Origin of the sequence: Desulfosalsimonas sp., from assembly GCF_046483245.1 — a bacterium.
In the GTDB taxonomy this organism is placed as follows: domain Bacteria; phylum Desulfobacterota; class Desulfobacteria; order Desulfobacterales; family Desulfosalsimonadaceae; genus Desulfosalsimonas.
In genome coordinates, this window is record NZ_JAWODO010000115.1 from 19,066 (window position 1) to 41,068 (window position 22,003).

28 protein-coding genes are annotated in these 22,003 nt (G+C 54.9%); 27 read left to right on the top strand and 1 reads right to left on the bottom strand.

Annotated elements, in window-relative coordinates; genetic code table 11:
* The first annotated feature begins 3 nt into the window (after nt 1–3).
* The 27 genes from R6U41_RS10225 to R6U41_RS10355 all read left to right on the top strand — a co-directional run bounded on the left by R6U41_RS10225 (nt 4) and on the right by R6U41_RS10355 (nt 21,042).
* Complete coding sequence (locus R6U41_RS10225) at nt 4–762, top strand: flagellar motor protein MotB (RefSeq protein ID WP_410269740.1); 759 nt, start codon at nt 4–6, stop codon at nt 760–762.
* A gap of 79 nt (nt 763–841) precedes the next feature.
* Nucleotides 842–1,336, top strand: coding sequence for a flagellar basal body-associated protein FliL (gene fliL, locus R6U41_RS10230; protein WP_410269741.1), 495 nt, complete (start codon nt 842–844; stop codon nt 1,334–1,336).
* An 18-nt stretch (nt 1,337–1,354) separates the two neighbouring features.
* Nucleotides 1,355–2,368 (top strand): flagellar motor switch protein FliM, encoded by a 1,014-nt coding sequence (locus R6U41_RS10235; RefSeq protein ID WP_410269742.1) that lies wholly within the window; start codon nt 1,355–1,357, stop codon nt 2,366–2,368.
* A 3-nt stretch (nt 2,369–2,371) separates the two neighbouring features.
* On the top strand, nt 2,372–2,755 hold the full coding sequence (gene fliN / locus R6U41_RS10240) for a flagellar motor switch protein FliN (RefSeq protein WP_410269743.1): 384 nt from the start codon (nt 2,372–2,374) through the stop codon (nt 2,753–2,755).
* A 5-nt stretch (nt 2,756–2,760) separates the two neighbouring features.
* The gene (locus R6U41_RS10245; RefSeq protein WP_410269744.1) at nt 2,761–3,144 is read left to right on the top strand and encodes a FliO/MopB family protein; all 384 of its coding nucleotides are present in this window, start codon (nt 2,761–2,763) and stop codon (nt 3,142–3,144) included.
* The gene (fliP, locus tag R6U41_RS10250) at nt 3,141–3,899 is read left to right on the top strand and encodes a flagellar type III secretion system pore protein FliP (RefSeq protein ID WP_410269745.1); all 759 of its coding nucleotides are present in this window, start codon (nt 3,141–3,143) and stop codon (nt 3,897–3,899) included. Before R6U41_RS10245 ends, fliP begins: the two co-directional genes overlap by 4 nt.
* A 183-nt stretch (nt 3,900–4,082) precedes the next feature.
* Nucleotides 4,083–4,349 carry a flagellar biosynthesis protein FliQ gene (gene fliQ, locus R6U41_RS10255; RefSeq protein ID WP_410269746.1) on the top strand — a complete coding sequence of 89 codons (267 nt, stop codon included), beginning with the start codon at nt 4,083–4,085 and terminating at the stop codon, nt 4,347–4,349.
* Nucleotides 4,339–5,115, top strand: coding sequence for a flagellar biosynthetic protein FliR (gene fliR / locus R6U41_RS10260; RefSeq protein ID WP_410269747.1), 777 nt, complete (start codon nt 4,339–4,341; stop codon nt 5,113–5,115). The genes fliQ and fliR overlap by 11 nt, the downstream gene beginning before the upstream one ends.
* A 12-nt stretch (nt 5,116–5,127) precedes the next feature.
* Nucleotides 5,128–6,195: a flagellar biosynthesis protein FlhB gene (flhB, locus tag R6U41_RS10265; protein WP_410269748.1), complete on the top strand. Its 1,068-nt coding sequence runs from the start codon at nt 5,128–5,130 to the stop codon at nt 6,193–6,195.
* Complete coding sequence (flhA, locus tag R6U41_RS10270; RefSeq protein ID WP_410269749.1) at nt 6,192–8,276, top strand: flagellar biosynthesis protein FlhA; 2,085 nt, start codon at nt 6,192–6,194, stop codon at nt 8,274–8,276. The genes flhB and flhA overlap by 4 nt, the downstream gene beginning before the upstream one ends.
* Nucleotides 8,266–9,495, top strand: a complete 1,230-nt coding sequence (gene flhF, locus R6U41_RS10275; RefSeq protein WP_410269750.1) for a flagellar biosynthesis protein FlhF — start codon at nt 8,266–8,268, stop codon at nt 9,493–9,495. The genes flhA and flhF overlap by 11 nt, the downstream gene beginning before the upstream one ends.
* Complete coding sequence (locus R6U41_RS10280; RefSeq protein ID WP_410269751.1) at nt 9,447–10,352, top strand: MinD/ParA family protein; 906 nt, start codon at nt 9,447–9,449, stop codon at nt 10,350–10,352. The genes flhF and R6U41_RS10280 overlap by 49 nt, the downstream gene beginning before the upstream one ends.
* Nucleotides 10,353–10,368: 16 nt before the next feature.
* Nucleotides 10,369–11,085 (top strand): FliA/WhiG family RNA polymerase sigma factor, encoded by a 717-nt coding sequence (locus R6U41_RS10285; RefSeq protein ID WP_410269752.1) that lies wholly within the window; start codon nt 10,369–10,371, stop codon nt 11,083–11,085.
* A 29-nt stretch (nt 11,086–11,114) separates the two neighbouring features.
* Nucleotides 11,115–11,516 carry a hypothetical protein gene (locus R6U41_RS10290; RefSeq protein ID WP_410269753.1) on the top strand — a complete coding sequence of 134 codons (402 nt, stop codon included), beginning with the start codon at nt 11,115–11,117 and terminating at the stop codon, nt 11,514–11,516.
* 129 nt (nt 11,517–11,645) lie between these two features.
* Entirely contained in the window at nt 11,646–12,371 is a 726-nt protein-coding gene (flgF, locus tag R6U41_RS10295; RefSeq protein WP_410269754.1) for a flagellar basal-body rod protein FlgF, read from the top strand.
* A gap of 44 nt (nt 12,372–12,415) precedes the next feature.
* Nucleotides 12,416–13,204: a flagellar basal-body rod protein FlgG gene (gene flgG / locus R6U41_RS10300; protein ID WP_410269755.1), complete on the top strand. Its 789-nt coding sequence runs from the start codon at nt 12,416–12,418 to the stop codon at nt 13,202–13,204.
* Nucleotides 13,205–13,208: 4 nt separating this feature from the next.
* Nucleotides 13,209–14,153 carry a flagellar basal body P-ring formation chaperone FlgA gene (gene flgA, locus R6U41_RS10305; protein WP_410269756.1) on the top strand — a complete coding sequence of 315 codons (945 nt, stop codon included), beginning with the start codon at nt 13,209–13,211 and terminating at the stop codon, nt 14,151–14,153.
* A gap of 1 nt (nt 14,154) precedes the next feature.
* The gene (locus R6U41_RS10310; protein ID WP_410269757.1) at nt 14,155–14,871 is read left to right on the top strand and encodes a flagellar basal body L-ring protein FlgH; all 717 of its coding nucleotides are present in this window, start codon (nt 14,155–14,157) and stop codon (nt 14,869–14,871) included.
* Between the two features lie 16 nt (nt 14,872–14,887).
* A complete protein-coding gene (locus tag R6U41_RS10315; protein ID WP_410269758.1) occupies nt 14,888–15,988 on the top strand; it encodes a flagellar basal body P-ring protein FlgI in 1,101 nt (366 codons plus the stop codon).
* Between the two features lie 22 nt (nt 15,989–16,010).
* Nucleotides 16,011–16,328, top strand: coding sequence for a rod-binding protein (locus tag R6U41_RS10320; RefSeq protein ID WP_410269759.1), 318 nt, complete (start codon nt 16,011–16,013; stop codon nt 16,326–16,328).
* A 154-nt stretch (nt 16,329–16,482) separates the two neighbouring features.
* Nucleotides 16,483–16,773: a flagellar biosynthesis anti-sigma factor FlgM gene (gene flgM, locus R6U41_RS10325; RefSeq protein WP_410269760.1), complete on the top strand. Its 291-nt coding sequence runs from the start codon at nt 16,483–16,485 to the stop codon at nt 16,771–16,773.
* The gene (locus R6U41_RS10330) at nt 16,766–17,131 is read left to right on the top strand and encodes a hypothetical protein (protein WP_410269761.1); all 366 of its coding nucleotides are present in this window, start codon (nt 16,766–16,768) and stop codon (nt 17,129–17,131) included. The genes flgM and R6U41_RS10330 overlap by 8 nt, the downstream gene beginning before the upstream one ends.
* Before the next feature lie 3 nt (nt 17,132–17,134).
* Nucleotides 17,135–18,784 (top strand): flagellar hook-associated protein FlgK, encoded by a 1,650-nt coding sequence (gene flgK / locus R6U41_RS10335; RefSeq protein ID WP_410269762.1) that lies wholly within the window; start codon nt 17,135–17,137, stop codon nt 18,782–18,784.
* A 6-nt stretch (nt 18,785–18,790) separates the two neighbouring features.
* Entirely contained in the window at nt 18,791–19,732 is a 942-nt protein-coding gene (locus R6U41_RS10340; RefSeq protein ID WP_410269763.1) for a hypothetical protein, read from the top strand.
* Between the two features lie 52 nt (nt 19,733–19,784).
* On the top strand, nt 19,785–19,988 hold the full coding sequence (locus tag R6U41_RS10345; RefSeq protein WP_410269764.1) for a hypothetical protein: 204 nt from the start codon (nt 19,785–19,787) through the stop codon (nt 19,986–19,988).
* A 362-nt stretch (nt 19,989–20,350) separates the two neighbouring features.
* Nucleotides 20,351–20,593 (top strand): carbon storage regulator CsrA, encoded by a 243-nt coding sequence (gene csrA, locus R6U41_RS10350; RefSeq protein WP_410269765.1) that lies wholly within the window; start codon nt 20,351–20,353, stop codon nt 20,591–20,593.
* Nucleotides 20,590–21,042 carry a flagellar assembly protein FliW gene (locus R6U41_RS10355; protein WP_410269766.1) on the top strand — a complete coding sequence of 151 codons (453 nt, stop codon included), beginning with the start codon at nt 20,590–20,592 and terminating at the stop codon, nt 21,040–21,042. Before csrA ends, R6U41_RS10355 begins: the two co-directional genes overlap by 4 nt.
* A 31-nt stretch (nt 21,043–21,073) precedes the next feature.
* Here the strand turns inward: R6U41_RS10355 and R6U41_RS10360 are convergent.
* Nucleotides 21,074–22,003: hypothetical protein (locus R6U41_RS10360; RefSeq protein ID WP_410269767.1), on the bottom strand; the 930-nt coding region annotated here is incomplete at its 5' end.

The following is a 22,003-nucleotide window of genomic DNA, read 5'->3' on the forward strand; positions in this document are numbered from 1 at the left end:
TTCATGGCAGTCAAAAGAAAGAAAAAAAACAGGGAAAGCAACGGGCCGTCAGCCCCGGCCTGGATGGTGACTTACAGCGACATGGTCACTTTGCTGCTGACCTTTTTTGTGCTCATGCTTTCCATGGCGGAAATGGATAAGGTCAAGTTCCAGCGTGCCGTGGTGTCCCTGCAGGGGGCATTCGGCATCATGGAAAACAAGCCCCCGGATGAAACCCAGACCGATGTCATTGTTCCGGAAATCGAGCCTATTCCCCTGGAAATGCTCCAAAGCGTATACCGGAAAATGCTGCTGGATCTGCAAAAGCTTGAGCTGGATGAAGACATTGAGCTGGTCAAGGATCGCGGTGCCATCGTGCTTAGAATCAAGGAAAAGGTGCTCTTTGACCTGGGCTCCACCCGGTTGAAAAAACAGGCCGAGCCTGTGCTGCGAAAAGTGGCCCGGCTGGTCAAGCCCCTGCCGTTTCAGGTCCGTATTGAAGGCCATGCCGACAGCCAGCCCTTTGGTGCACTGGATCAGACCAATTGGGATTTGTCCGCCCAGCGGGCAATCGGGGTGGTGAAATTCATCGCCCAAAATGAACTGCTCTCCCTGGATCGCTTGTCTGCGGTGGGATACGGGGATCAAAAACCCCTGGTGCCCAACGACACTCCGGAAAATCGCGCTCTGAACCGGCGGGTGGAGTTCGTCCTGGAAACCGGCGGTGATTACCGGCAGGAGCTGCCTTTCCTGGTGGATTCCAGCGATCAGCTGCCCTTTTAAGCAAATTCCCGGATGCCGGGTTTTACGATTTATCATTGTTGGAAGATTGCGTTAACCATTGAATCAAGGAGTGGCCGTCATGGCAAAAGAAAAGGAAAAACAAGCACCGGAAAAAATCGCCAGTCCAGTCAAGCGGCTGCTTTTTATCGGGGTGCCGGTTCTGTTGATTTTACTTGCTGCAGCGGGTACAGGGCTTTACCTGCTGGGCGCATTGAACACAACAGGTTCAGCCGAAGCCCGGCAGTCCGATACCGGCAGGGATAAAACCGAGCTGGGGCCCCTGGTGGAGATGGATGATTTTGTGGTCAATATCGTTCACCGGGACAGCACCCGTTTTCTGAAAGTGGGCATCACCCTGGAGGTCCGGGACCCGGCCAGCAGGGAATCCATTGAAAAACGCGTGCCCCAGATCACCGATTCCGTACTGCTGCTTTTGGGCAACAGGAAATACGACGATGTCAAGGACCTTCAGGGCAAAATGCAGCTCAAGGCCGATCTGCTGGCCAAGATCCGGTCTCTTGCCGGCAAGGGTGAGGTCACCAATCTTTATTTTACTGATTTTGTCGTTCAATAACAAAAAAAGAGGCGTCCAGTGGAACGGATTTTAACACAGCAAGAAATTGACGAGCTGCTCCTGGCTTTTGATGACGGGCAAATCGAGCCCGCTTCCGGAGGCCCTGTCGGCGGCATGTCTTCGGCTGCCGCACCCAGGGAGGAGAAGCGGGTTTCCAGCATTGACCTGATTCGGGGCCAGAATTACAGCAAGTGGCGGATCGCCAACCTGGACATCGTGTTTAATTCCTTTGCCCGTTATTATTCCATTGCCCTTTCCAACAGCCTTCAGCAGGGCGTGACCGTATCCAGGGGGGAAATTTTGTCCCGGTTTTTCGAGGATTTTCTTGTCAGCCAGGAAAAGGCCGGGCTGCTGGGGGTGATGTCTTTGGAACCGCTTAAGGGCCACGCGCTGATTGTCTATGACAAGGCTCTTTGCTTCGGCATGGTGGAAGTGATGTTCGGCATGCCCGGCGGTGCCGAGTTCATGACATTTGACCGGGATGTCAGCGCCATTGAGGCCAATATTATAAAGGGCCTTATGGCCGAAGGCTGCAGGGTCTTTAACCGGGCGTTCGAGCCCCTTGAACAGCTTGCTACCCGGATCACCCGGGCGGAGACCAACTGGAAGATGTTAAACATCCTGGCCCCGGAAACCGAGGTCATCCAGGTCAGCTTTTCCGTACAGGTGGGAGAGCTGGAGGGAAAGATCCAGCTCGTGATTCCTTATTTCTCCCTGGAGCCCTTTAAGGAGCGGCTGCGCAACGAGGGATTGCAGCTTGCCGAGGACAGAAAGGAAGCCTCATGGAGCCGGTTTCTGACAAAGGAGGCAGAGAAAATGGAAATTTCGGTTTCAGCCGTGTGGGGGGATTTGATTCTGACGATCGGGGAAATTTTAAGCCTGGATAAGGGAGATATTATCGGCCTGGATTATGATGAACAGTGTCCGGTTACTGTTATGGCCGGCGCGCAGCCCAAATTTGGCGCCCAACCCGGGGTAAAGGACGGCAAAAAGGTCGTCCGCCTCATCAAACAGGAAGTCGCAGGAGAGTAAATCATGGCGGAAAGCAAAAAACAAGAAGCAGCAGACATAGCGCAGGACTCGCAGGAGTCCCGGACAGAGACCTCCCGGGGGCGGCTCGAATCGGCGGCAGGGGATGCAGCAAACGGGCAAAATCAGGCCAAGGGGATTGATTTTCTGCTGGATGTTCCCCTGCAGGTTTCCGTGGAAGTGGGGCGGGCCCGGATGCTGATCAAGGATTTTCTGCAAATGAAAGAAGGCGGGGTTATTGAGCTTGACAAACTGGCTGACGAGCCCCTGGACCTGTATGTCAATTCCCGGCTCATTGCCAGGGGGGAGGCTGTTGTGGTCAATGAGAAATTCGGCTTGCGTTTAATCGATGTGGTCAGTCCGTCTGAACGTATCGAGAAGCTGAGGTAGCGTCCATGGCCAGGCTGTTGTTTTTCATTTTATTGATTCTGCCCGTAGATCTTTGCGCTGCTGAGACGGCTCCGTTGAACCTGTTTCGTTCAGGGTTGAAGCTGGCCGTGGCCATGGCCATTGTCATCGGGATCATGCTGCTTTTCCATGCAGTGAGCAGAAAAGGCTTCCGGCTGCTGGAAAAACGTCAGGGCGGGCATATCCGGGTAATGGAATCGCGCCCCATGGGCGGCAGAAAGGCCCTGTGCCTGGTGGAGGTCGACGGCCAGCGACTGCTTTTGGGCTTGGGCAACGACCGGGTGGAATTGCTGCACCATTTTGATGCAGAGGCAAATTCGGACGGGCAGTTTGAAAAACACCTGCGCAGCCATGCTGAGGCCCAATCATGAAGGGTATGCACTGGGTCCATATCGGCCTGGCCATTGCGGCCATATGGCTGTGTGCCGCAGGCAATGCCGCAGCACAGGAACCTGCGGCCCTGACGCTTCAGATGGACGGCGGCGGGGGCACGGGACAGGTTTCAACAGCGATTCAGATCATGGTACTGCTCACTGTGCTGAGCATGGCTCCGGCCATTTTGCTGATGACCACCTCGTTTATCCGCATTGTCGTGGTGCTCTCGTTTCTGCGCCAGGCAATGGGCACCCAGCAGATGCCGCCCAACCAGATTATCATTGGTCTGGCCATGTTCCTGACGCTTTTCATCATGGCCCCGGTTTTTACCCAGATCAATGAAGAGGCGCTCCAGCCTTATCTCCAGGAGGAGATTGAAGGCCGCCAGGCCCTGGAGACAGCCGCCATTCCCATGCGCGAGTTCATGTTCGGCCAGGTCCGGGAGGCGGATCTGGCGCTGATGAGACAGATTTCCGGAAATGAGCAGGCCCCGGAGACCCGGGAGGATATTTCTACCATTACCCTGATTCCGGCGTTTATGCTTTCCGAGCTCAAGCGCGCCTTTCAGATCGGATTCATGATTTTTGTGCCGTTTCTGGTCATCGACATGATCACCGCCTCGGTGCTGATGACCATGGGCATGCTCATGCTGCCGCCCATTATCATTTCCCTGCCGTTTAAGGTGCTGCTGTTTGTCCTCGTCGATGGGTGGAATCTGGTGGTGGGCTCGTTGATGCAGGGATTCTATTGATGGGAAGGTCAAACATCCAATATTTGCGTTGCGCTGCATCCTTCGTCATTTCACGTACAAAACTACGCTGTATTCCTCAGGATTTGGGCGCCTTGATCTTGGAGGTTTGACCTTCCCATATCAAAATTTTTTAAGAAAATGAAAAGTGCAAACCTGGATTAATTAAGGAAAAGGGATTTTCAAATGACTGAAGAAATGGTTGTGGAGCTGATCCGGCGGGCGGTTATCGCCGTTCTGCTGGCGGCCTCTCCCATGATGATTGCCGGTCTTGTGGTGGGACTGGTGGTGAGCATCTTTCAGGCCGCCACCCAGATCAACGAGCAGACCATGACCTTTGCACCCAAGATCGTGGCGGTTCTGGTTGCTCTGGTCATTGCCGTGCCCTGGATTTTGAATATCGTGCTTGGGCTGGCACATGAAATTTTCGGAAACATGATCATTGGAAGTTGAACTCTTTGAAATTGAGACTTGGTATGTGTTTCTGGTGATTTTATCCCGCATGGCGGCGATGATGGGATCGCTTCCCATTTTTACCGCCTCTCAGGCGGCCATGCGTCTTCGGCTCGGGGTGGCTGCCGGCCTGGCGGTGCTGCTTTTTCCTGTGCTGGATATCTCCCTTGCGGCCATTGATAAAACCCCGGCCGGCTTGATTTTCATTATGGCCCAGGAAGCCGCGCTGGGATTTCTGCTGGGTTTTGTGGTCCAGCTGATCTTTTTTGCCGTCCAGTTCGGGGGAACCATCGTGGGCTACCAGATGGGCTTTGCCGCAGCCAATATTCTCGACCCCCAGCACCAGCAGCAGATCCCGCTGCTTTCTCAGTTCCAGAACGTCTTTGCCATTCTTCTTTTTCTGGCCCTGGATATTCATCACCTGGTCATCCGGGTCATGGCCCGTTCCTATGAGGTGCTGCCCCCGGGAAACCTGGACATGGAGGGCGTGGCGGTGCTGTTTTTAATGGATCTGACCGGCCAAATGTTTGTTTTGGGCCTGCAGCTGGTGGCGCCGGTGATGGCGGTGCTCATGGTCTCCATGTTTATCCTGGGCATCATGTCCCGGGTTTTTTCCCAGCTCCAGGTGTTTCTTTTGTCTTTTCCCATCAACATCTCCCTGGCCCTGATCCTTCTGGGGCTGGGCGCGGAACTGGCCTTTGTGCTTCTGGAGCGGGAGTTTTCCCAACTGCCGGACAAGCTCATGCGTATTTTGCAAATGGTTTAAAGGGGTTTTGAAATGGCCGAGGAACAGCAGCAGGAAAAAACCGAGGACCCGACTGAAAAGCGGCGCCGGGAGTTTCGGGAAAAAGGGCAAGTGGCCCAGAGCCGCGAGGTCAACACCGCCATGCTCCTAACCGGTCTGCTGGTGCTCTGGTCTTTTTATGCCCCGGTTTTCTGGTCGGATTTGCAGGCCTTTCTGGCCTTTTTCTGGCGCACCTGCAGCGAGCTGCCGGTATCGGTGGGTTCCATGCGTCCCATGATGGTTTTTATCATCTCCGGGTGCGCGGCCATTGTCTGGCCCCTGCTGCTCACGGGCCTGGTGCTGGGTGTGCTTGCCGGATATCTACAGGTGGGGGTGTTGTTTACGGCAAAGCCCCTGCAGCCGGATCTGAGCAAGCTCGATCCCATCAAGGGGCTGGGCCGGATGATATCCAAGCGATCTGCATTTGAGGCCCTGAAGTCCTTCGGTAAAATTATTCTGGTGGGCGTGCTGGCATACTGGACCCTGATTGGCCGGTTTGATGAATTCATGGGGCTATCCGGTGTTGCGCTTCCCGGGGTTGTTTCCTTTATGGCGGATGTGGTGTTTGTGATTTTGGTCAAGTGCTGCCTGCTGCTGGCATTTATTGGCCTGGTTGACTACATCTTTTCCAGGTGGGAGATGGAAAAAAAGATGAAAATGACCAAGCAGGAGGTCAAGGAGGAAAACAAGGAAACCGAGGGTGACCCGCAGCTTAAGCAGAAGGTTCGTGCCATTCAGCGGGATATGGCCAGGCGGCGGATGATGGAGGATGTGCCCAAAGCGGATGTGATCATCACCAACCCCACCCATTACGCGGTGGCCCTTTCCTACAGGCGTCAGGAAATGGATGCCCCCGAGGTTCTGGCAAAGGGTGCGGACCACATGGCCCGGCGCATCCGGGAAGTCGCGTCTGAACACAATGTACCCGTTGTGGAAAATCCGCCTGTGGCACGGTCTTTGTATGAAGTGGAAATCGGGGCCCGGATTCCGGAGCACATGTTTAAGGCAGTGGCTGAAATTCTGGCTTACGTATACAGCCTGAAAAACGGGGAAAAGAAATGATTCGTGAAATAATCGCGCAGCGCTGGGACCGGATTTTTGTCCGAAGCGACGTGTTTGTGTCCCTGGGGCTGGTGATGATTCTGCTGGTAATGATCATCCCCATGCCACCGATGCTTCTGGATTTGTTTCTGGCCTTGAATATCACCGTGGCCCTGATGATTCTCATCATTACCCTGTATGTGCAAAGATCCCTGGAATTCTCCATTTTTCCCACGGTGCTGCTGGTCACCACCCTGTTTCGCCTTTCCCTGAACGTGGCCTCCACCCGTTTGATCCTGCTTCAGGGCCATACCGGTGAATTCGCCGCCGGCAAGGTCATCCAGTCATTCGGGCAATTTGTTGTGGGCGGCAATTACGTGGTGGGCATTGTGGTGTTTCTGATCCTGGTGGTCATCAATTTCATCGTGATCACCAAGGGCGCCGGCCGGGTGGCCGAAGTTTCGGCGCGGTTTACCCTCGATGCCATGCCCGGCAAGCAGATGGCCATTGACGCGGATTTAAATGCCGGTCTCATAAATGAAGAACAGGCCCGCAACCGGCGCGAGGACATTACCCGGGAAGCTGATTTTTTCGGTGCCATGGACGGGGCAAGCAAGTTTGTGCGCGGCGATGCCATTGCCGGAATTGTTATTACCATGATCAATGTCTGCGCCGGGTTTATCATCGGAGTGCTTCAGCAAAACATGCCGCTTGGCGAGGCCGCCCAGAACTATACCACCCTGACCATCGGAGACGGGCTGGTCAGCCAGATTCCAGCGTTGGTGATCTCCACCGGGGCGGGCATTCTGGTTTCCAGAAGCGGCGGGCTGGGCGATTTCGGAAGCCAGCTCAAAAGCCAGTTCAGTGTGCATGTCCGGGCCATCTGGGTTGTGGGCGGGATTTTGCTCGGTTTTGCCCTGATTCCCGGACTGCCTTTCCTGCCTTTTCTCGTGCTTTCCCTGCTTTTGTTAACCATGGCCCATTTTGTTGGCAAACAACAGAAAGCCGATCAGGCCGAAGCGGAAGTCCAACCGGAAAAACCCGAAACCGAGGCGGAAGAGGATTACGAACAATTGCTGAGCGTGGATCTGCTGGAACTGGAGGTGGGCTACGGCCTGATCCGGTTTGTGGACGCCTCCCAGGACGGCGAACTGCTCGGCCGCATCCGGTCAATCCGCAAGCAGTTTGCGCTTTCCATGGGTTTTATTATGCCGCCGGTGCATATCAAGGACAACCTGCAGCTAAAGCCCAATGAATACCGGCTGCTGCTAAAGGGGGTTTCCATTGCATCCGCGGAGATGACCCCGGGCCATTTCCTGGCCATGGATTCGGGCGGGGCAACCGAGAAAATTAAGGGCGTTTCCGCAGTGGAACCCGCTTTCGGCCTGCCCGCGGTCTGGATTTCCGAAGACAAGAAGGAACGGGCCCAGATGGCCGGCTATACAGTGGTGGACTGCAATACGGTGATGGCCACGCATATCAGTGAAGTGGTCAAGCGGCACGCCCATGAGCTGCTCGGCAGACAAGAGGCACAGAACTTGCTTGATAATATCTTCAAGAGTTACCCCAAGCTGATCGATGAACTGATACCCAATCTTATGAGCCTTGGAGGCGTGTTGAAAGTGCTGCAGAATCTGTTGCGGGAAAATGTATCCATCCGGGATCTGAGAACCATTCTCGAGACCCTGGCCGACTGGGCGCCTGCTGTCCAGGACCCGGATCAGCTCACCGAATACGTCCGGCAGGCCTTGGCACGGCAGATTACGGCATCAGTGGCGGGTGAAAACGATACCCTTGCGCTAATCACCCTGGATCACGACGTGGAAGAAAGCGTTGCCGGTTCGGTCCAAAGAGGTGGCCAGGGAGGTGTGCTGGCCCTTGAGCCCAAAAAGGCACGGTCCCTTTTGGAAGGCATCGGCCGGCAAATGGAGAAATTCACCGGCGGCGCCAGCCCGGTATTGCTCTGTCCGCCGGCGATCCGACTTCATGTCAAAAAATTGACAGAAAGATATTTTCCCAACCTGACGGTTATTTCCCATAACGAGGTGGCCCCGCAGGTCAAAATTCAATCCCTGGGCACGGTGAGGTTCAATGCAGGTTAAAGTCTTTGAAGCAGCGGATATGCGTTCGGCCATTGAAAAGGTCAAAAAGGCCCTGGGTCCGGATGCGCTGATTTTATCCACCCGAAGCCTGGCAGACAGCAAGCAGGGGCGGGTCAACCGCTCCGGCATTGAAGTGACTGCAGCTGTGGATGCGGATTTGTCTCCGGCTTCTTCGGGTGCGGCCGGAACCGGTTTTCAGCAGGTTCTGGAAAAAACCCGGAAAGCGGCCGCATCTGCGCCGGACTCTGACAGCGGGGATCCGCCGGAGGATGCCGGGCTGATGGAGGAATTCAGGCAAATGAAGCGCTCCTTTGAAAACCTGTCCAAAAAGGTGGCCAGATGGGAAGGCCGGATGGAAAGGGGTTTGCCGGCCGGACCGGGGCAGGATGGAAGGCTGCCGGGCCTGTCCGGGCTGGGCATCGGCGATTCAGTGCTGGATTTGCTTGCAGAGTCGGCATGTCGACATAAAGACGAATTTTTGGCCGGCCGGGATCCGGACCCCAGGGAGTTTCTTATCCGCGGCATCCGCGATCATATCCGGATTGAAAATCCCTTGTCCGCAGGTCTGCACGGTCAGCGGCGCCTTGTTTTCATGGGTCCCACGGGAGTTGGCAAAACCACAACCATTGCCAAGGTGGCGGCTTGCGCCATGCTTCATTACGGAAAAAAAATCGTCCTTGCCACAATTGACAATTACCGGATTGCCGCAGCCGAACAATTAAAGATTTACGGGCAGATCATGGATGTTTCTGTTGAACTGGCCCGTTCGCCGGATCAGTTGGCCGATATTTTTCAAAGGCACGCAGACAAGGACCTGATTCTGGTGGATACGGCAGGCAGAAGCCCCAAAGACGACATGCGCCGCAATGAACTGGCCGCATACCTGGATCCGGCCCTGAAAACGGAAAATCACCTGGTGTTGTCTGCCACCACCGGCCAGCAGGACCTGGAAATGGCCATTGACCGGTTTTCTTCCCTGGATCCGGCCGGCTTGGTGCTCACCAAGCTCGATGAATGCGAGATGCTGGGACAGATCCTCAATGCAGCTGTCTGCGCCGGGCGGCCGCTTTCTTTTTTCACCAATGGGCAGCAGGTCCCGGAGGACCTGTTGTTTCCCGAGCCGGACAACATGGCGGAAATGATCCTTAACCCTGAAGAGGTGGTGGCACAATGGAATACCCCGGATACCCGGATCAGGCCGGAACACTGCGTCAACTGAGCCGGGATTTTGAAATGGAGTCCTCTATGAACAAAACAAGCCCAAAGGCTGCCCGGGTGATGTCTGTTACCAGCGGCAAGGGCGGAGTGGGCAAGACGGTCTGCGTGGCCAACCTGGCAGTGAGCATGGCCCGGCAGGGATACCGGGTGCTGGTTATTGATGCGGATTTGGGTTTGGCCAATATTGATTTGTATTTCGGTGTGAGCCCAAGGTTTAATCTGAATCATTTCTTTTCCGGCCAGAAAACCCTTGAGGAAATCCTGGTTCCGGCAGCAGAGCAGATCACCATCCTGCCCGCCGGCTCCGGGGTGCAGCGTTACACCCGCCTGGAATCCGATCAGAAGCTGTCTTTGATGGAGGGCCTTGATTCCCTGCACGGAAAGTTTGATGTGGTGCTCATTGATACCGAAGCGGGTATTTCCGAAAACGTCACCTATTTCAACGTGGCCGCCCAGGAGATCCTGGTGGTCACCACCCCGGAGCCCACGGCTATATCCGATGTATACGCCCTGATGAAGCTGCTTTCCACCCGGTACTATGAAAAAACATTCAAGCTGATTGTCAATTGCGTGACATCGGAAAACGAGGCGCTGGATGTCTATCACAAGCTCACCCTGGTCAGCAGCCGCTTTATTGATATTTCGATTGATTTTTTGGGCGCCATACCACTGGATTCCCGGTTTACAAAGTCGGTGCGCCGGCAGAAAACCCTTGCAGAACTGTATCCCGATTCCGGGCCGAGCCTGGCTTTTGCCGAACTGGTGGATACAATGGAATTGGAATCTGAAACCCTGGCACCCAAGGGCACGCAGCAGTTTTTCTGGAAACAGCTGCTGGCCTGCAGCGAAGCCCGGTAGAAAAGAGGAAGGCACAATGATGTATCAGGCAAACGTATATGATCAAAGAGATGAGCTGATCCGGTCCCACCTGGATTTTGTGGATTTTGTCGTATGCCGTATGCGGCCCCAGATTCCCGTATTCGTTTCCATGGACGAGCTGCGCAGCGCTGCCATGCAAGGTCTCATGGAGGCTGCTGCCCGGTTTGATCCGGGCCGGGGAGTCATGTTTAAAACTTATGCGGAAACCCGCATCCGGGGAGCGATCCGCGATGAGCTCCGGAAGATGGACTGGTTTTCACGGTCCATGCGCGAAAAGCACAACCGGGTCCTCAGGGAGATCAAGCAACTGGAGCAGGACCTGGGCCGGACGCCCACGGAAGAAGAAATTGCCGGGGCCATGGAGATGGAACTGGGCCAGTATCATAAGATGTTAAATGAAATCGGACATTTGGGAATTGTTAGCCTCCATGAGGTGTTAGACGGTGATTTCGGTGGCGATACGTTTATGGACCAGCTCGAGGATCTCGACACCCGGAGCCCGGAGGACTCCCTGGGCAAAAAGGAGCTGGTGGGCATGCTGGCCGGCGCCATTGACCGGCTTACGGAAAAAGAGCGCCTTGTGGTGACCCTGTTTTACTACGAAGAATTTACCCAGAAGGAAATCGCCGGCATCCTGGAGCTGTCCGAGGGCCGGATTTCACAGCTCCACAGCCAGGCGCTGGTCAAACTCAAGGCAACACTGCCCCAATAGCCGGGAAGCGGTTTTCAAGGATTGTGCAAATGGAATCCCTAACGACTCTGATGATCTTTTTGTTTTGCCTGGCGGGCATTGCCTGCGCCGTTGTCCTGGCCGGTGCCATTTGGTGCCGCCGGGTGATTTTATCCATAAACAGACGGATCAATGAACTCAACGGCCGGATCCGGGAGATGGAAGACCGGGCCGGAACCGTTTGCGAGAGCACGGATACCCAGGTCCGGAGTCTGACTTCAGATCAGCTAAGCGCCCGGTTTGAAAGGGCTGATAAAATGCCCGCATCCGATGTTTCCGCCAAATACCGGCATGTGGCCCGGCTGGCATGTTCCGGGCTGGGCGCAGCCGAGCTTTCGGAAATTCTGGATGTCTCCCTCATGGAAGCAGATCAGATGCTTTTGCTGGCCCGGTTGACAGGCAAAACTGCATGACCCGGTCAGGGATGTTTTTTCCGGCGGCCCGCCCCTAAACCATATCTGCAAGCCGCCGATAAGTATCCTGCAAAGGATTTAAAATCACGGCCGGTTTTTCGGTTTTTAACCAAATAAGGGTGAAAATGCATGGGATCAGGAATTTACAGTGCCCTTTCGGGCGGCATCGCCAGGATGCAGAAAATGGAAACATCGATCAACAACCTGGCCAACGTGGGCAATATCGGCTACAAGGCCAGCCAGCTGTCCTTTGAATCCCTGATCAATGATCAGCTCCAGAACAGCTCGGGCAAGGGCATGAATTACTGCCGCACTGCATCCCGCTATATTGATTTTTCCCAGGGCCCCATGGCCGAAACCAGCCGCAGCCTCGACCTGGCCATTGAGGGTGACGGATTTTTCAAGGTGGCCGGGGAAGACGGCTTTTTTTATACCCGTCAGGGCAACTTCCGTTTGGACAGCGAGGGCAACCTGGTAACCGCCACGGGCGGATTGCAGGTGGTTGGCGATAACGGGCCCGTGAACCTGCCGCGCAATGATGTTGACATTGACGAGGATGGCCGGATCACCGCAGATGGCGCCGGGGTCGGGCGAATCGATATTTACGGCTTATCCGATCCCCAATCCCTTGTCCAGCGGCCGGACGGTCTTTTTGAGCTCGGCGGGGAGGCCCGGGAGCAGGCTGCAAACGGCGCCCGGCTCCATCAGGGCAGCCTTGAGCAGTCCAATGTCAGCACCATGCGCATGACCACACAGCTCATTGAAACCCAGCGGGCATACAGCGCATATCTCAATACCATGAAACTCTACAGCGATCTTGGCGAAAAGGCCCGTGAAATCGGGCGGATCGGTTAGAAAAGAACGAAAACAATTCATCATAGCCGGACAAGGATAACCTCATGATTACAGCATTATATTCGGCAGCAACCGGTATGGAAGCCCAGGAGACCAATATCAATGTGGTTGCCAATAACCTGGCCAATGTCAATACCACCGGGTTTAAAAGAAGTCGGGCCAATTTTCAGGATCTTCTTTATCAAAACGCACGGGCCGTGGGCAGCGCGGCCACGGCCGACACCCAGGTGCCCACGGGCATTCAGGTGGGTCTGGGCACCCGCACGGCCTCTGTGGAAAAGGTGCATACGGTCGGGGATCTGCAGAGAACCGGCAATGATCTGGATATGGCCATTGAAGGAAACGGGTTTTTCCAGGTGGAGCAGCCTGACGGTGAAACCGCCTATACCCGGGACGGAAGCTTTAAAAAAGACAGTGAGGGCCGGCTGGTGACAGCCGACGGAAATCCCGTGATTCCGGAGATCGTGATTCCGGAAAACGCCACCAAGATCGCTGTTGGCCAGGACGGGACGGTTACGGCATTTCTTGACAGCGAGGCCGCCGGCAATGAGATCGGAACCATGGAATTGGCCCGTTTCGGCAACCCGGCCGGACTCATCAGCCTGGGCAACAATCTGCTTCAGGAGTCCGACGCATCCGGGGCCCCGATACTCGGGGAGGCGGCCAATGATGGTTTCGGCGGCATTGCCCAGGGGTTTCTGGAAGGGTCCAACGTGAGCATCATGCAGGAAATGATCGACCTGATTTCCGGCCAGCGCGCCTATGAAGTCAATTCCAAGGCCGTGAAGGCCTCGGATGAGATCCTGCAGCAAACCACCCAGCTTGTGGCGTAACGTTATGCGTGCTTTCCTTTGTTGCCTGTTGTTGATCATTGCTGCGCCGTTTTCGGCTTCCGGCCTGGAAGTCGCGTTTAAAGCCGATGTGGTGGCCCGCTCGGATATCCTTACCATCGGGGATGTGGCGGATTTGAGTCCTGAATCCCAGGCCCGGGATCTTGCAGACAAAGAGCTTTTTGCCGCCCCGGGCCCGGGAGAAACCCGTTGTTATAAAAGCCGGACCCTGATGGCTTACGTGCGGCAGGCCGTTTCCGCAGACCACAAGGTAAAGCGGGGCGGGGCGGAACAGGTATGTGTCCGCCATGACGGGGCCAGGCTTTTATCTGGAAAGATCCAGAGCGTGGTCAACGCGCATTTGCAGTCAGCCCTTTCGCATCTTGGAGCAAAAAGGGTGGCCTTTGAAATGCGCAACCCTCCGGAAAGCCTCAGTCTTCCAAAGGGTCAGGCGGAATATGAAATTCTGTTTGCCGGAAACCGGATACTGGATGCCAGAAAAGTTACGGTGATTGTTCGGGTGGACGGAAATGTGGTGGAAAATCTCAGTATCGCCGGTCGAATCCGGGCCTATCTGCCTGTGGTGACAGCCGCCCGGAAACTGGGGCGCAATACAGTGGTCACCGAAAATGACCTGGCCATGCGGGAAAAAAATATTGCCGACCTGCGCCGGCCCTGCCTTGATCCGGAAGCGGCCGTGGGAATGCGGGTCAAGCGCGCTGTGCCCATGGGGAAGGTGTTGGAGAAAAACGATCTGGATGCGCCCGTGCTGGTCAAGCGTCGGGAGGTGGTCACAATGATTCTGGATCAGGGCCCCATGCGGATCCGGGCCCGGGGCATGGCAACGGTAAACGGCAAAAAGGGGGAAGTGATCCCAGTGCAGAACATGAGTTCCAAAAGAGAAGTCATCTGCGAGGTGACCGGAAGAAAACAGGTACGGGTGGAATTTTAAAATGAAATCAAAATTATTCATCCTGTTGATGGCCGCCCTGGTACTGGGGGCATGCGCCGGCCGGCAGCAGCCCGGCCCCTCCGGGCGGGATGCCGCCATTGAAAAGCCGGAAACCCAAAGCCGGGAGAAGCTTTCTCAGCAGAAGCCGTCTGCTCAATCCCGCACCGGATCCATTTGGCCGGCCAGGGGAAGCTCATTGTTTGCCGCCAATATCGCCACCGGAGTGGGCGATATTGTGACTGTCACCATATCCGAACAGGCCAGTGCGGCAAAGGAGGCAGAAACTTCAACAGGGCGGTCTTCCTCGGCTTCCGTGGGCATTCCCAAACTGTTTGGCTATGAAACCGCACTGGCCAACAAGAACCGCAACCTGGACCCGTCGAGTCTGATTTCCGCAAGCACGGACAATTCCTTTGAAGGCTCGGGCAGCACCTCCCGGGAGGAGCGGCTGTCCGCCACCCTGACCACAAGGGTCATTGAAGAAGTGGAGGGCGGGAATCTGAGAATCGAGGGCACCAAGACCGTACGGGTCAACAACGAGGATCAGATCATCCGGCTGACAGGGATTATCCGGCCCTATGACATCACCGCATACAATACAATCGATTCCCAGTACATTCTGGACGCCCGTATCGAGTATTCAGGCGATGGTGTTATTTCTGAAAAACAGCGTCCGGGCTGGCTTGCCCGGCTCATTGACATTGCCTGGCCTTTCTGATGAAAGGAAGAGGGATATGAAAAAATTGACAATTCCCATAGTCCTGTGTCTGATCCTGGCTTGGTCTGCTTCCGGATTCTGTGCCCGGATAAAGGACCTGACAGAGCTCCAGGGCGTGCGCGACAATCAGCTGCTGGGCTACGGGCTGGTGGTGGGGTTAAACGATACCGGAGACAGCGATAAAAACGGCATCACCATGCAGACCGTGGCCAACATGATGGAGCACATGGGTATGACCCTGGACCGCAGTGAAATCGACGTGGAAAACGTGGCTGCTGTCATGGTCACCGCCAATCTCCCGCCCTTTGCCAGGGCCGGCACCAAGATCGACATCTCGGTTTCGTCTTTGGGCGATGCCGAAAGTCTGTCCGGGGGAATGCTTTTGCGCACGCCGCTTATGGGCGCAGACAATGAGGTCTATGCCGTGGCCCAGGGATCCGTGGTCGTTGGCGCAATCTCGGTTTCCGGGCAGGCCGCCTCTATTGAAAAAAATCATCCCACTGTTGGCCGTATCCCCGACGGCGCCCTGGTGGAACGGGAGGTGGGGTTTTCCCTGCCGGGAAACGGCCCGTATGTGTTTCATCTCAAGGAGGCCGATTTTACAACCATTTCCCGGATGGTGGCAGCGGTCAATTCCGGTTTTGACGAAAATATCGCCCGGGCCGTGGACAGCAAGAGCATGGCCGTGGATCTGCCCGCTGATTTTTCCGCAAGCCCGGTGCAGTTTCTCTCCCGTCTGGAGAATCTGGAGGTTCAACCGGATGCAAAGGCCCGGATCGTTGTCAATGAAAGAACCGGCACCATCGTCATGGGTGCAAATGTCCGGCTTTCCACCGTGGCCGTCGCCCACGGCAATATCAAGCTCACCATTCGGGAAATGCCGGGCGTCTCTCAGCCCGCTCCCTTTAGTCGGGGCGGGCAGACCGTAGTGGTGCCCGACACGGAACTGGAAGTCGAAGAGGAAAAAGCCCGCTTCATGGTCATGGAGCGCGGTGTCAATGTGGGTGATGTGGCAGCGGCCTTAAATGCCATCGGGGTTACGCCGCAGGATGTTATCGCCATTTTCCAGGCTGTAAAAGCCGCTGGCGCCCTTCAGGCCGAACTGGTTGTGATGTAGTATATTTAAAGGATATTCAATCATGAAACTGGCGTTTGATCCCCGGCTCAGCCTTCCGCAGGCTCCGGTGGACAGAAGCGATGATACCGGAAAGCAAAAGGATCCTGAAGCGCTCAGGGCTTTGTGCCAGGACTTTGAGTCCATTTTGATTCAATCCATGTTCAAGGAGATGCGCAAGACCATTCCGGAATCAGAGCTTCTGGATACGGACATGGCCTCTGATCTTTTCGACGAGATGATGGATATGGAAGTGGCCCGAGACATGGCCCGAAAAGGGGGCTTTGGTTTGGCAGATCAGCTTTACCGGCAGCTGCAGGGCCAGGGGGAAGGATTGGACTGAAAAATATTTTAAAGTTTTTTTGCAGTCTTGCCGATAAGTAATATCAGAAACAGGTAAAACGTATCAGAAACGGGCCTGAAAATGAAAATCCGGTGCATTTCCGCCCGGATTCGGCATTCAGGCCGGCAGGGATGCAATCAAGGGACATAAGGCCATGAAGATAGATCCGGCACATGTGGTAAAGCAGTTTGAGGCCATACACAAGAAGCAGTCCGTGAATGCTGCCGAAAAGACGGCCAAAGCCAGGGAAGGCGACAAGGTGGTTTTTTCAGAAGAACTCCGTGAAATGCAGGGTGTCAACAACGATATGTCCGCGGACGCACAGCGGCAGGCAAGGCTTGATTCGGTCAAGGAGCAGATTGCAAACGGCTCCTATTCCCCGGATTCGGTCAAGGTGGCCGAGAGCCTGCTGCAGTATATCGCGGGAACCCAAAACCATGAATAGAGCCGAGCTGCCGGCATATCTGCGGGAACTCCAGGACCTGATCGCCCGGGAGCGCAAGGCCGCAAGCGCATTGCAAGTCGATGAAATGATGGCTTTGACCGGTCGCAAGGAGTCGCTGTTGCAGGAATTGCTGCCCGTGGTGGATTCCTTGGGAGAATTGACCGAGCAGGAGCGGCAGATGGCCGATGCCGTGTACTCGGAAAACCTCAGAAACGCTTATTTTTTCTGGTCTGCCCTGAAATGGGTCCGTCAGTCTGTTTGTTTTATCAACGACCAGATATCTCCGGCATCCTACAAGGGCAACGGTTCCGTGGCCCGGGCCCGTCACAGTGGGGCGCTGCTTTCCGGGAGGGCTTAGGCCATGAGTTTAAATATCGCCTTGCACGCCGGTTTAAGCGGGGTTTTGACCCACCAGAAGCAGGTGGAAGTCACAGGCAACAATATCGCCAATGTCAATACTCCGGGCTACTCCCGGCAGACCCTGAGTGTGTCGCCCGGCAAGGCAATAGACATGAACGGCCTGCTGCTGGGCCAGGGCGTGGATGCGGAAACTGTTAACCGGGAATATGACAAGTTTGTTTCCGGCCAGCTCGTGGAGCAGGGCGATGTGCTGGGCCGCGAGGAGGCCAAAAGCAGTCCTTTGGCTGAAATCGAGCGGATCATGGGCATTGGCGAAGATTCCCTGGCCTCGGAAATCGAGGGTTTTTTCGGGGCGTGGCATGATCTTTCCGCCAATCCGGGCGGCTCGGTGGAGCGCGACCAGGTGATCTACAAGGGAGAAAATCTGCTGGACTCTTTTTCCCAGCTGGAATCAGGGCTTGTGGATGTGAGCCGAAACATCAATGACAGCCTGAATGCCGAGGTCAACGGCATTAATCTGAAACTCCAGAAAGTGGCCGAGCTAAACGCCAGCATCAAGGATAAGCAGTCGTTGGGCCATGTGGCCAACACGGATCTGGATGAAAGGGATGTGGTGGTCAAGGAGCTTTCGGAAATCCTTGGGGCGCAGACCTTTGAAACCGGCCAGGGGCAGGTGGGACTGCAGCTTCCCGGCGGCGTTCCCCTGGTGCAGGGAAACCGGGCTCTGGAGTTTGAAGGCTATTACGAGGGTGGAAATCTGCAGGTGCAGATCCGCTCTGATGATGTTGTCCTGGAAACCGACAGGACCAATTTCGGGGGCAAATTCCGCGGCCTGATGGATCTGCGCGATCAGTTCATCCCTGAGCTGGAGCAGGATCTCGATGATCTGCGCCACGGCATTGTCACCAATGTCAATGCCCAACATGAGGCCGGCTATGATTTGGACGGCAACACGGGGCAGTCGTTTTTCACCCGGCCGGCGTCCTATCAGAGCGATACGGGATTTAGTGAGACTGATATTGAAACACAAACATTTGACAATGAAATCACCATTGTTGTTGATGGGGAGGCCAAAACAATTGATCCCGGAACAGACAGCTCTCTCTATGATGTCCGGGATGCCATCAATGACTCTGATGCAGGCGTGATTGCCTCGGTGGTGCACAATGGATCTGATAAATATCATCTGGATCTGACCCCCAGGAACAAAGGCGCCGGGATCGATATTACGTCCACGGATTTTGACTTCAGTCAGAAGACCGGCTCCGAGCAAATCTCGGTGGCCATTGATTCCACCGACCAGGTGGCTGCAGCCGGGTTTCCTGAAGGCGCTCCCGGTGACAACGTCAATGCCATGGCCATCCATGAATTAAACAGTGCCAAGCTCATCAACGGCGATCAGACATTTGTGGATGCTTACGGCCGGATTGCTGCCACTGTGGGCACCGAGACCCGGAGAAACACCATGGCCCGGCAGGGTGCGGCCGACACCATGGATCAGCTGGAAAACCTTCGCGAATCCATGGTGGGGGTTTCCCTGGAGCAGGAAATGATCAACCTGACGCTGTTTCAACGGGGGTTTGAAGCTTCCTCGCGCTTTGTGCAGACCATTGATGAAATGATGGGCACGCTTATCGGTTTAAAGAGGTGATCGGATATGAAATCCACCCTGGCCATGAATTATCGCATGCTTTCATCCAACCTGGAGAGCATGTCCAACCGGCTCTATGATTTTCGCCAGCAGGCGGCCACGGGCAAGCAGATGAACCGCCCGTCGGACAACCCCTCGGGCATCCGGCCGGTGCTGGATTACCGGGTCAAGACCCAGGCTGCGGATCGCAGTTTAAACCAGATGTCCATGGCCCAGGGGGAGATGGAAGTGCTTGATTCCAGTCTGGACCAGGTGGAAAATATCCTGGTGGCGGCCAAGGAAACCGGCATTGCGGCCATCAGCGGTTCGGCCAACGAGGCGGACCGGCAGACTTATGCCGACAAGATCGGCCAGCTGCGCGAGGAATTGCTCCAGGCGGCCAACACCCAGAACGGGGGCAAATACATGTACGCCGGGTATTCGGAAAGCACGGCGCCTTTTCGGGTGGAGATTGCCGATCCGGCCAATCCCGAGGATTGGCATGTGGAGTATGACGGTGACGGTCACGCAAAGACCGTGGACATCGGTACCGGCAAACAGGTTCAGGTTGCTTTGCCCGGAAATGAGTTGTTCTTGGGCGATTATGACAATGACGGCACCACTGACGCCGACGGTGAAAATCTTTTTGCCGCTTTAAAGGATTTTGAAGCCGCCATAAGGAACAATGACAAGACAGCCATGGACAATGGCCTGGAAACGCTCGAGGAGAGTGCCGACCAGGTCCGGCGGCTGCGGGGGCGGATGGGCAACAATGCATGGCGCATCGAGCGGGCCAGTGAGCAGTTAAACGGTGCGGCCATTGAATTTGAAAAAATTCTTTCAAGCTACGAGGATGCCGACGCCCTGGAGGTCTTCTCCCAGCTGGTACAGCAGGAGACCGCGTTTGAAGCCGCATTAAACGTCACCACCCGTATTGCCAAGCTCTCCATTCTGGATTTTATGCGCTAAAAAAATTTTTTTAAATAAAAAATGATTATCAGATGAAAGAAAGGAGCAATTTGTGAAGAAAGTATTTTGGCTGATGGCGGCGGTTGTTTTTTGTAGTTTTGGTTTCATCCATTCTGCCATTGCAGAGGAAAGAGCTACAGTGGAAGAAATTTATGAAATGTGTATTAAAGCGGCAAATGTCCTTGAAGTATTAGGGCATGATGCTCTTTCAGAGTTTAACAACCCAGAGGGTGAATTCGTCTGGAAATATAGTTAGTGCCTGAACGAAAACCGTCTTTTTCGCCAATCTCTGCGTCCGGCTCAAATTTTAATCCTCAAAATACGTCGAGTATTCCTGCGGTTAAAATTTTCGCCGTCCTTGACCTTGACGAAAAATCCTGGTTTTCGTTCGGGCACTAACTATAAAAGTATATCTTGGGTTTCGCTCTATGAATAACTGACACAAACAGCATACAAACCCATTGCATCTGCCGGCAGTCCCTGTGTTTATCATTGACATGAAAAGCCGTTCATGTGACTTCTTTATAAGAAAGGCATGTCTCATGAACGGCTTGGTTTCGGCCGGACTTGCCCGGAAAAATCAAGCCATGTCCGATGCAGCGCCAGGGAGGGCGGCAGATGCTTGTATTAACCCGCAGAGCCGGTGAGGGGATAATCATCGGCGATGATGTGAAAGTCACGATCCTGGAAAGCCAGGACGGCAAGATCCGAATCGGGATTGAAGCCCCACGGGATCGGAAAATTTATCGTCAAGAGGTTTATGACCGCATATGCAGGGAGAACCGGGAAGCCAGTCAGTGGGATGCAGAAAAACGCGATATTCTGGAAGCCGTGCTTCTGAAAAAGGAGGCGGGCAATTGAGTTCCCAGGAAACGACCGGCAAAAAGACCTTGCAGACGCGTTTTGGAGATGTTTCATATGATCCTGACAAGATGATCCGGTTTCCCGAAGGTCTTGTCGGCTTTGAGCAACTGCTTGATTTCGTTGTGCTTCCCAACAGGGGCAAAGACGATCCCCTTTTTTGTTTCCAAAGCGTGGAAGAGCCGCACCTGAGTTTTTTGCTGATCAACCCGGCCCTATTTTTTCCGGATTACCAAATCGCTCCGGGCCCGGAGGAACTTGAAAAGCTGGCCATAAAAGAAACGGACCCGTATTTCGTGCTCACCACCATCACCTTTCACGATGATCAAAGCATTACGCTTAATCTTCTGGCCCCGGTGATCTACACCCCGAAAACCGACCGGGCGCTGCAGGTGATTTTAGACGGGTCCGGATACAAGGCAAAGACGCCGCTGCCTGAAAACCAATAAAGTGCCACGACCTGGTATGCCGGCAAACAGACTACCACGATGGTTCAAGCACCTGCTGTAAGATTTTTTCCGCTTCCTTGTTCCCGCCTGCAAACCCGGCTTTCAGATCCACATATACCTGTACCGGTGACACACTGGCAATCGGCACCCGGATATCTTTTTCAATATCAGCCACGGTTTTCTCCGAAGGTCGGCAGTACTGCAGGCGCGATGCGGCCTGAACAGGATGCCCCCCGTAAAACACGCCGGGATCTGCGCTGTGTATCACAGCCACATTGGCATCTTTTGCCCCGATTTTTTCAAACCCCAGTTCATCTGCTGCAAGCTCCGCACCCCCGTAAACCCTTGCTTGAATTTGGCGGTAATAGTCAATGCCCGAGGCCATGTGCACGGCCGCAGACAGCCCTGTAAAGGCCAACTGAAGCCCTTTTTTGCGGCAGGTTGCCGCTATTGCGTTTTCCGCCTGGAGAAAATCCGCGGATGCGTAAAAAAAGGAAACCGGTTCACGGGAGGTGTCAGCCGATGCCATGTGCTCCAGGATTTTTCGGGGGCGGGCCAATATGATCTGCTGCCGCCTGTTGTCGATCCATTCCCGGTCCTTTAGAATCTGCTTTACATTGGAAACCAGCCCCAGGCTTACCCCTGCCTCTGCGGCCAGATCCCGGGCCTTCCAGTGCCGGCGCGGATGACAGAGCAGCACCCGCAGAATCCGTGCGGCTTTGGGGCGATTGAGGGATTTCAGGCGTCTTTTGTTGGTATAGGGGTTGGGCCGCCCCCGGGTGTGGAGAAACAGGCCGTCTATGGCGATTCTGCAGTTTCCGGCAAGATCCATGTATCCCACTTGGTGTTTTTGGCAGATTTCAGCAGCCTGTTCGGATATGTATGGGGCGGTAAACACCGGAAATGCATGGGACCAGTTGTTTTTCTGGACCAGCAGGTGGTTGACCGCCTCCCTTGCCAG

Excerpts from the sequence above, each read along its gene's own strand:
- R6U41_RS10225 (WP_410269740.1), top strand. The coding sequence starts at position 4 with ATGGCAGTCAAAAGAAAGAAAAAAAACAGGGAAAGCAACGGGCCGTCA.
- fliL (WP_410269741.1), top strand. The coding sequence starts at position 842 with ATGGCAAAAGAAAAGGAAAAACAAGCACCGGAAAAAATCGCCAGTCCA.
- fliN (WP_410269743.1), top strand. The coding sequence starts at position 2,372 with ATGGCGGAAAGCAAAAAACAAGAAGCAGCAGACATAGCGCAGGACTCG.
- R6U41_RS10245 (WP_410269744.1), top strand. The coding sequence starts at position 2,761 with ATGGCCAGGCTGTTGTTTTTCATTTTATTGATTCTGCCCGTAGATCTT.
- fliP (WP_410269745.1), top strand. The coding sequence starts at position 3,141 with ATGAAGGGTATGCACTGGGTCCATATCGGCCTGGCCATTGCGGCCATA.
- fliQ (WP_410269746.1), top strand. The coding sequence starts at position 4,083 with ATGACTGAAGAAATGGTTGTGGAGCTGATCCGGCGGGCGGTTATCGCC.
- flhB (WP_410269748.1), top strand. The coding sequence starts at position 5,128 with ATGGCCGAGGAACAGCAGCAGGAAAAAACCGAGGACCCGACTGAAAAG.
- flhA (WP_410269749.1), top strand. The coding sequence starts at position 6,192 with ATGATTCGTGAAATAATCGCGCAGCGCTGGGACCGGATTTTTGTCCGA.
- flhF (WP_410269750.1), top strand. The coding sequence starts at position 8,266 with ATGCAGGTTAAAGTCTTTGAAGCAGCGGATATGCGTTCGGCCATTGAA.
- R6U41_RS10280 (WP_410269751.1), top strand. The coding sequence starts at position 9,447 with ATGGAATACCCCGGATACCCGGATCAGGCCGGAACACTGCGTCAACTG.
- R6U41_RS10285 (WP_410269752.1), top strand. The coding sequence starts at position 10,369 with ATGATGTATCAGGCAAACGTATATGATCAAAGAGATGAGCTGATCCGG.
- R6U41_RS10290 (WP_410269753.1), top strand. The coding sequence starts at position 11,115 with ATGGAATCCCTAACGACTCTGATGATCTTTTTGTTTTGCCTGGCGGGC.
- flgF (WP_410269754.1), top strand. The coding sequence starts at position 11,646 with ATGGGATCAGGAATTTACAGTGCCCTTTCGGGCGGCATCGCCAGGATG.
- flgG (WP_410269755.1), top strand. The coding sequence starts at position 12,416 with ATGATTACAGCATTATATTCGGCAGCAACCGGTATGGAAGCCCAGGAG.
- flgA (WP_410269756.1), top strand. The coding sequence starts at position 13,209 with ATGCGTGCTTTCCTTTGTTGCCTGTTGTTGATCATTGCTGCGCCGTTT.
- R6U41_RS10310 (WP_410269757.1), top strand. The coding sequence starts at position 14,155 with ATGAAATCAAAATTATTCATCCTGTTGATGGCCGCCCTGGTACTGGGG.
- R6U41_RS10315 (WP_410269758.1), top strand. The coding sequence starts at position 14,888 with ATGAAAAAATTGACAATTCCCATAGTCCTGTGTCTGATCCTGGCTTGG.
- R6U41_RS10320 (WP_410269759.1), top strand. The coding sequence starts at position 16,011 with ATGAAACTGGCGTTTGATCCCCGGCTCAGCCTTCCGCAGGCTCCGGTG.
- flgM (WP_410269760.1), top strand. The coding sequence starts at position 16,483 with ATGAAGATAGATCCGGCACATGTGGTAAAGCAGTTTGAGGCCATACAC.
- R6U41_RS10330 (WP_410269761.1), top strand. The coding sequence starts at position 16,766 with ATGAATAGAGCCGAGCTGCCGGCATATCTGCGGGAACTCCAGGACCTG.
- flgK (WP_410269762.1), top strand. The coding sequence starts at position 17,135 with ATGAGTTTAAATATCGCCTTGCACGCCGGTTTAAGCGGGGTTTTGACC.
- R6U41_RS10340 (WP_410269763.1), top strand. The coding sequence starts at position 18,791 with ATGAAATCCACCCTGGCCATGAATTATCGCATGCTTTCATCCAACCTG.
- csrA (WP_410269765.1), top strand. The coding sequence starts at position 20,351 with ATGCTTGTATTAACCCGCAGAGCCGGTGAGGGGATAATCATCGGCGAT.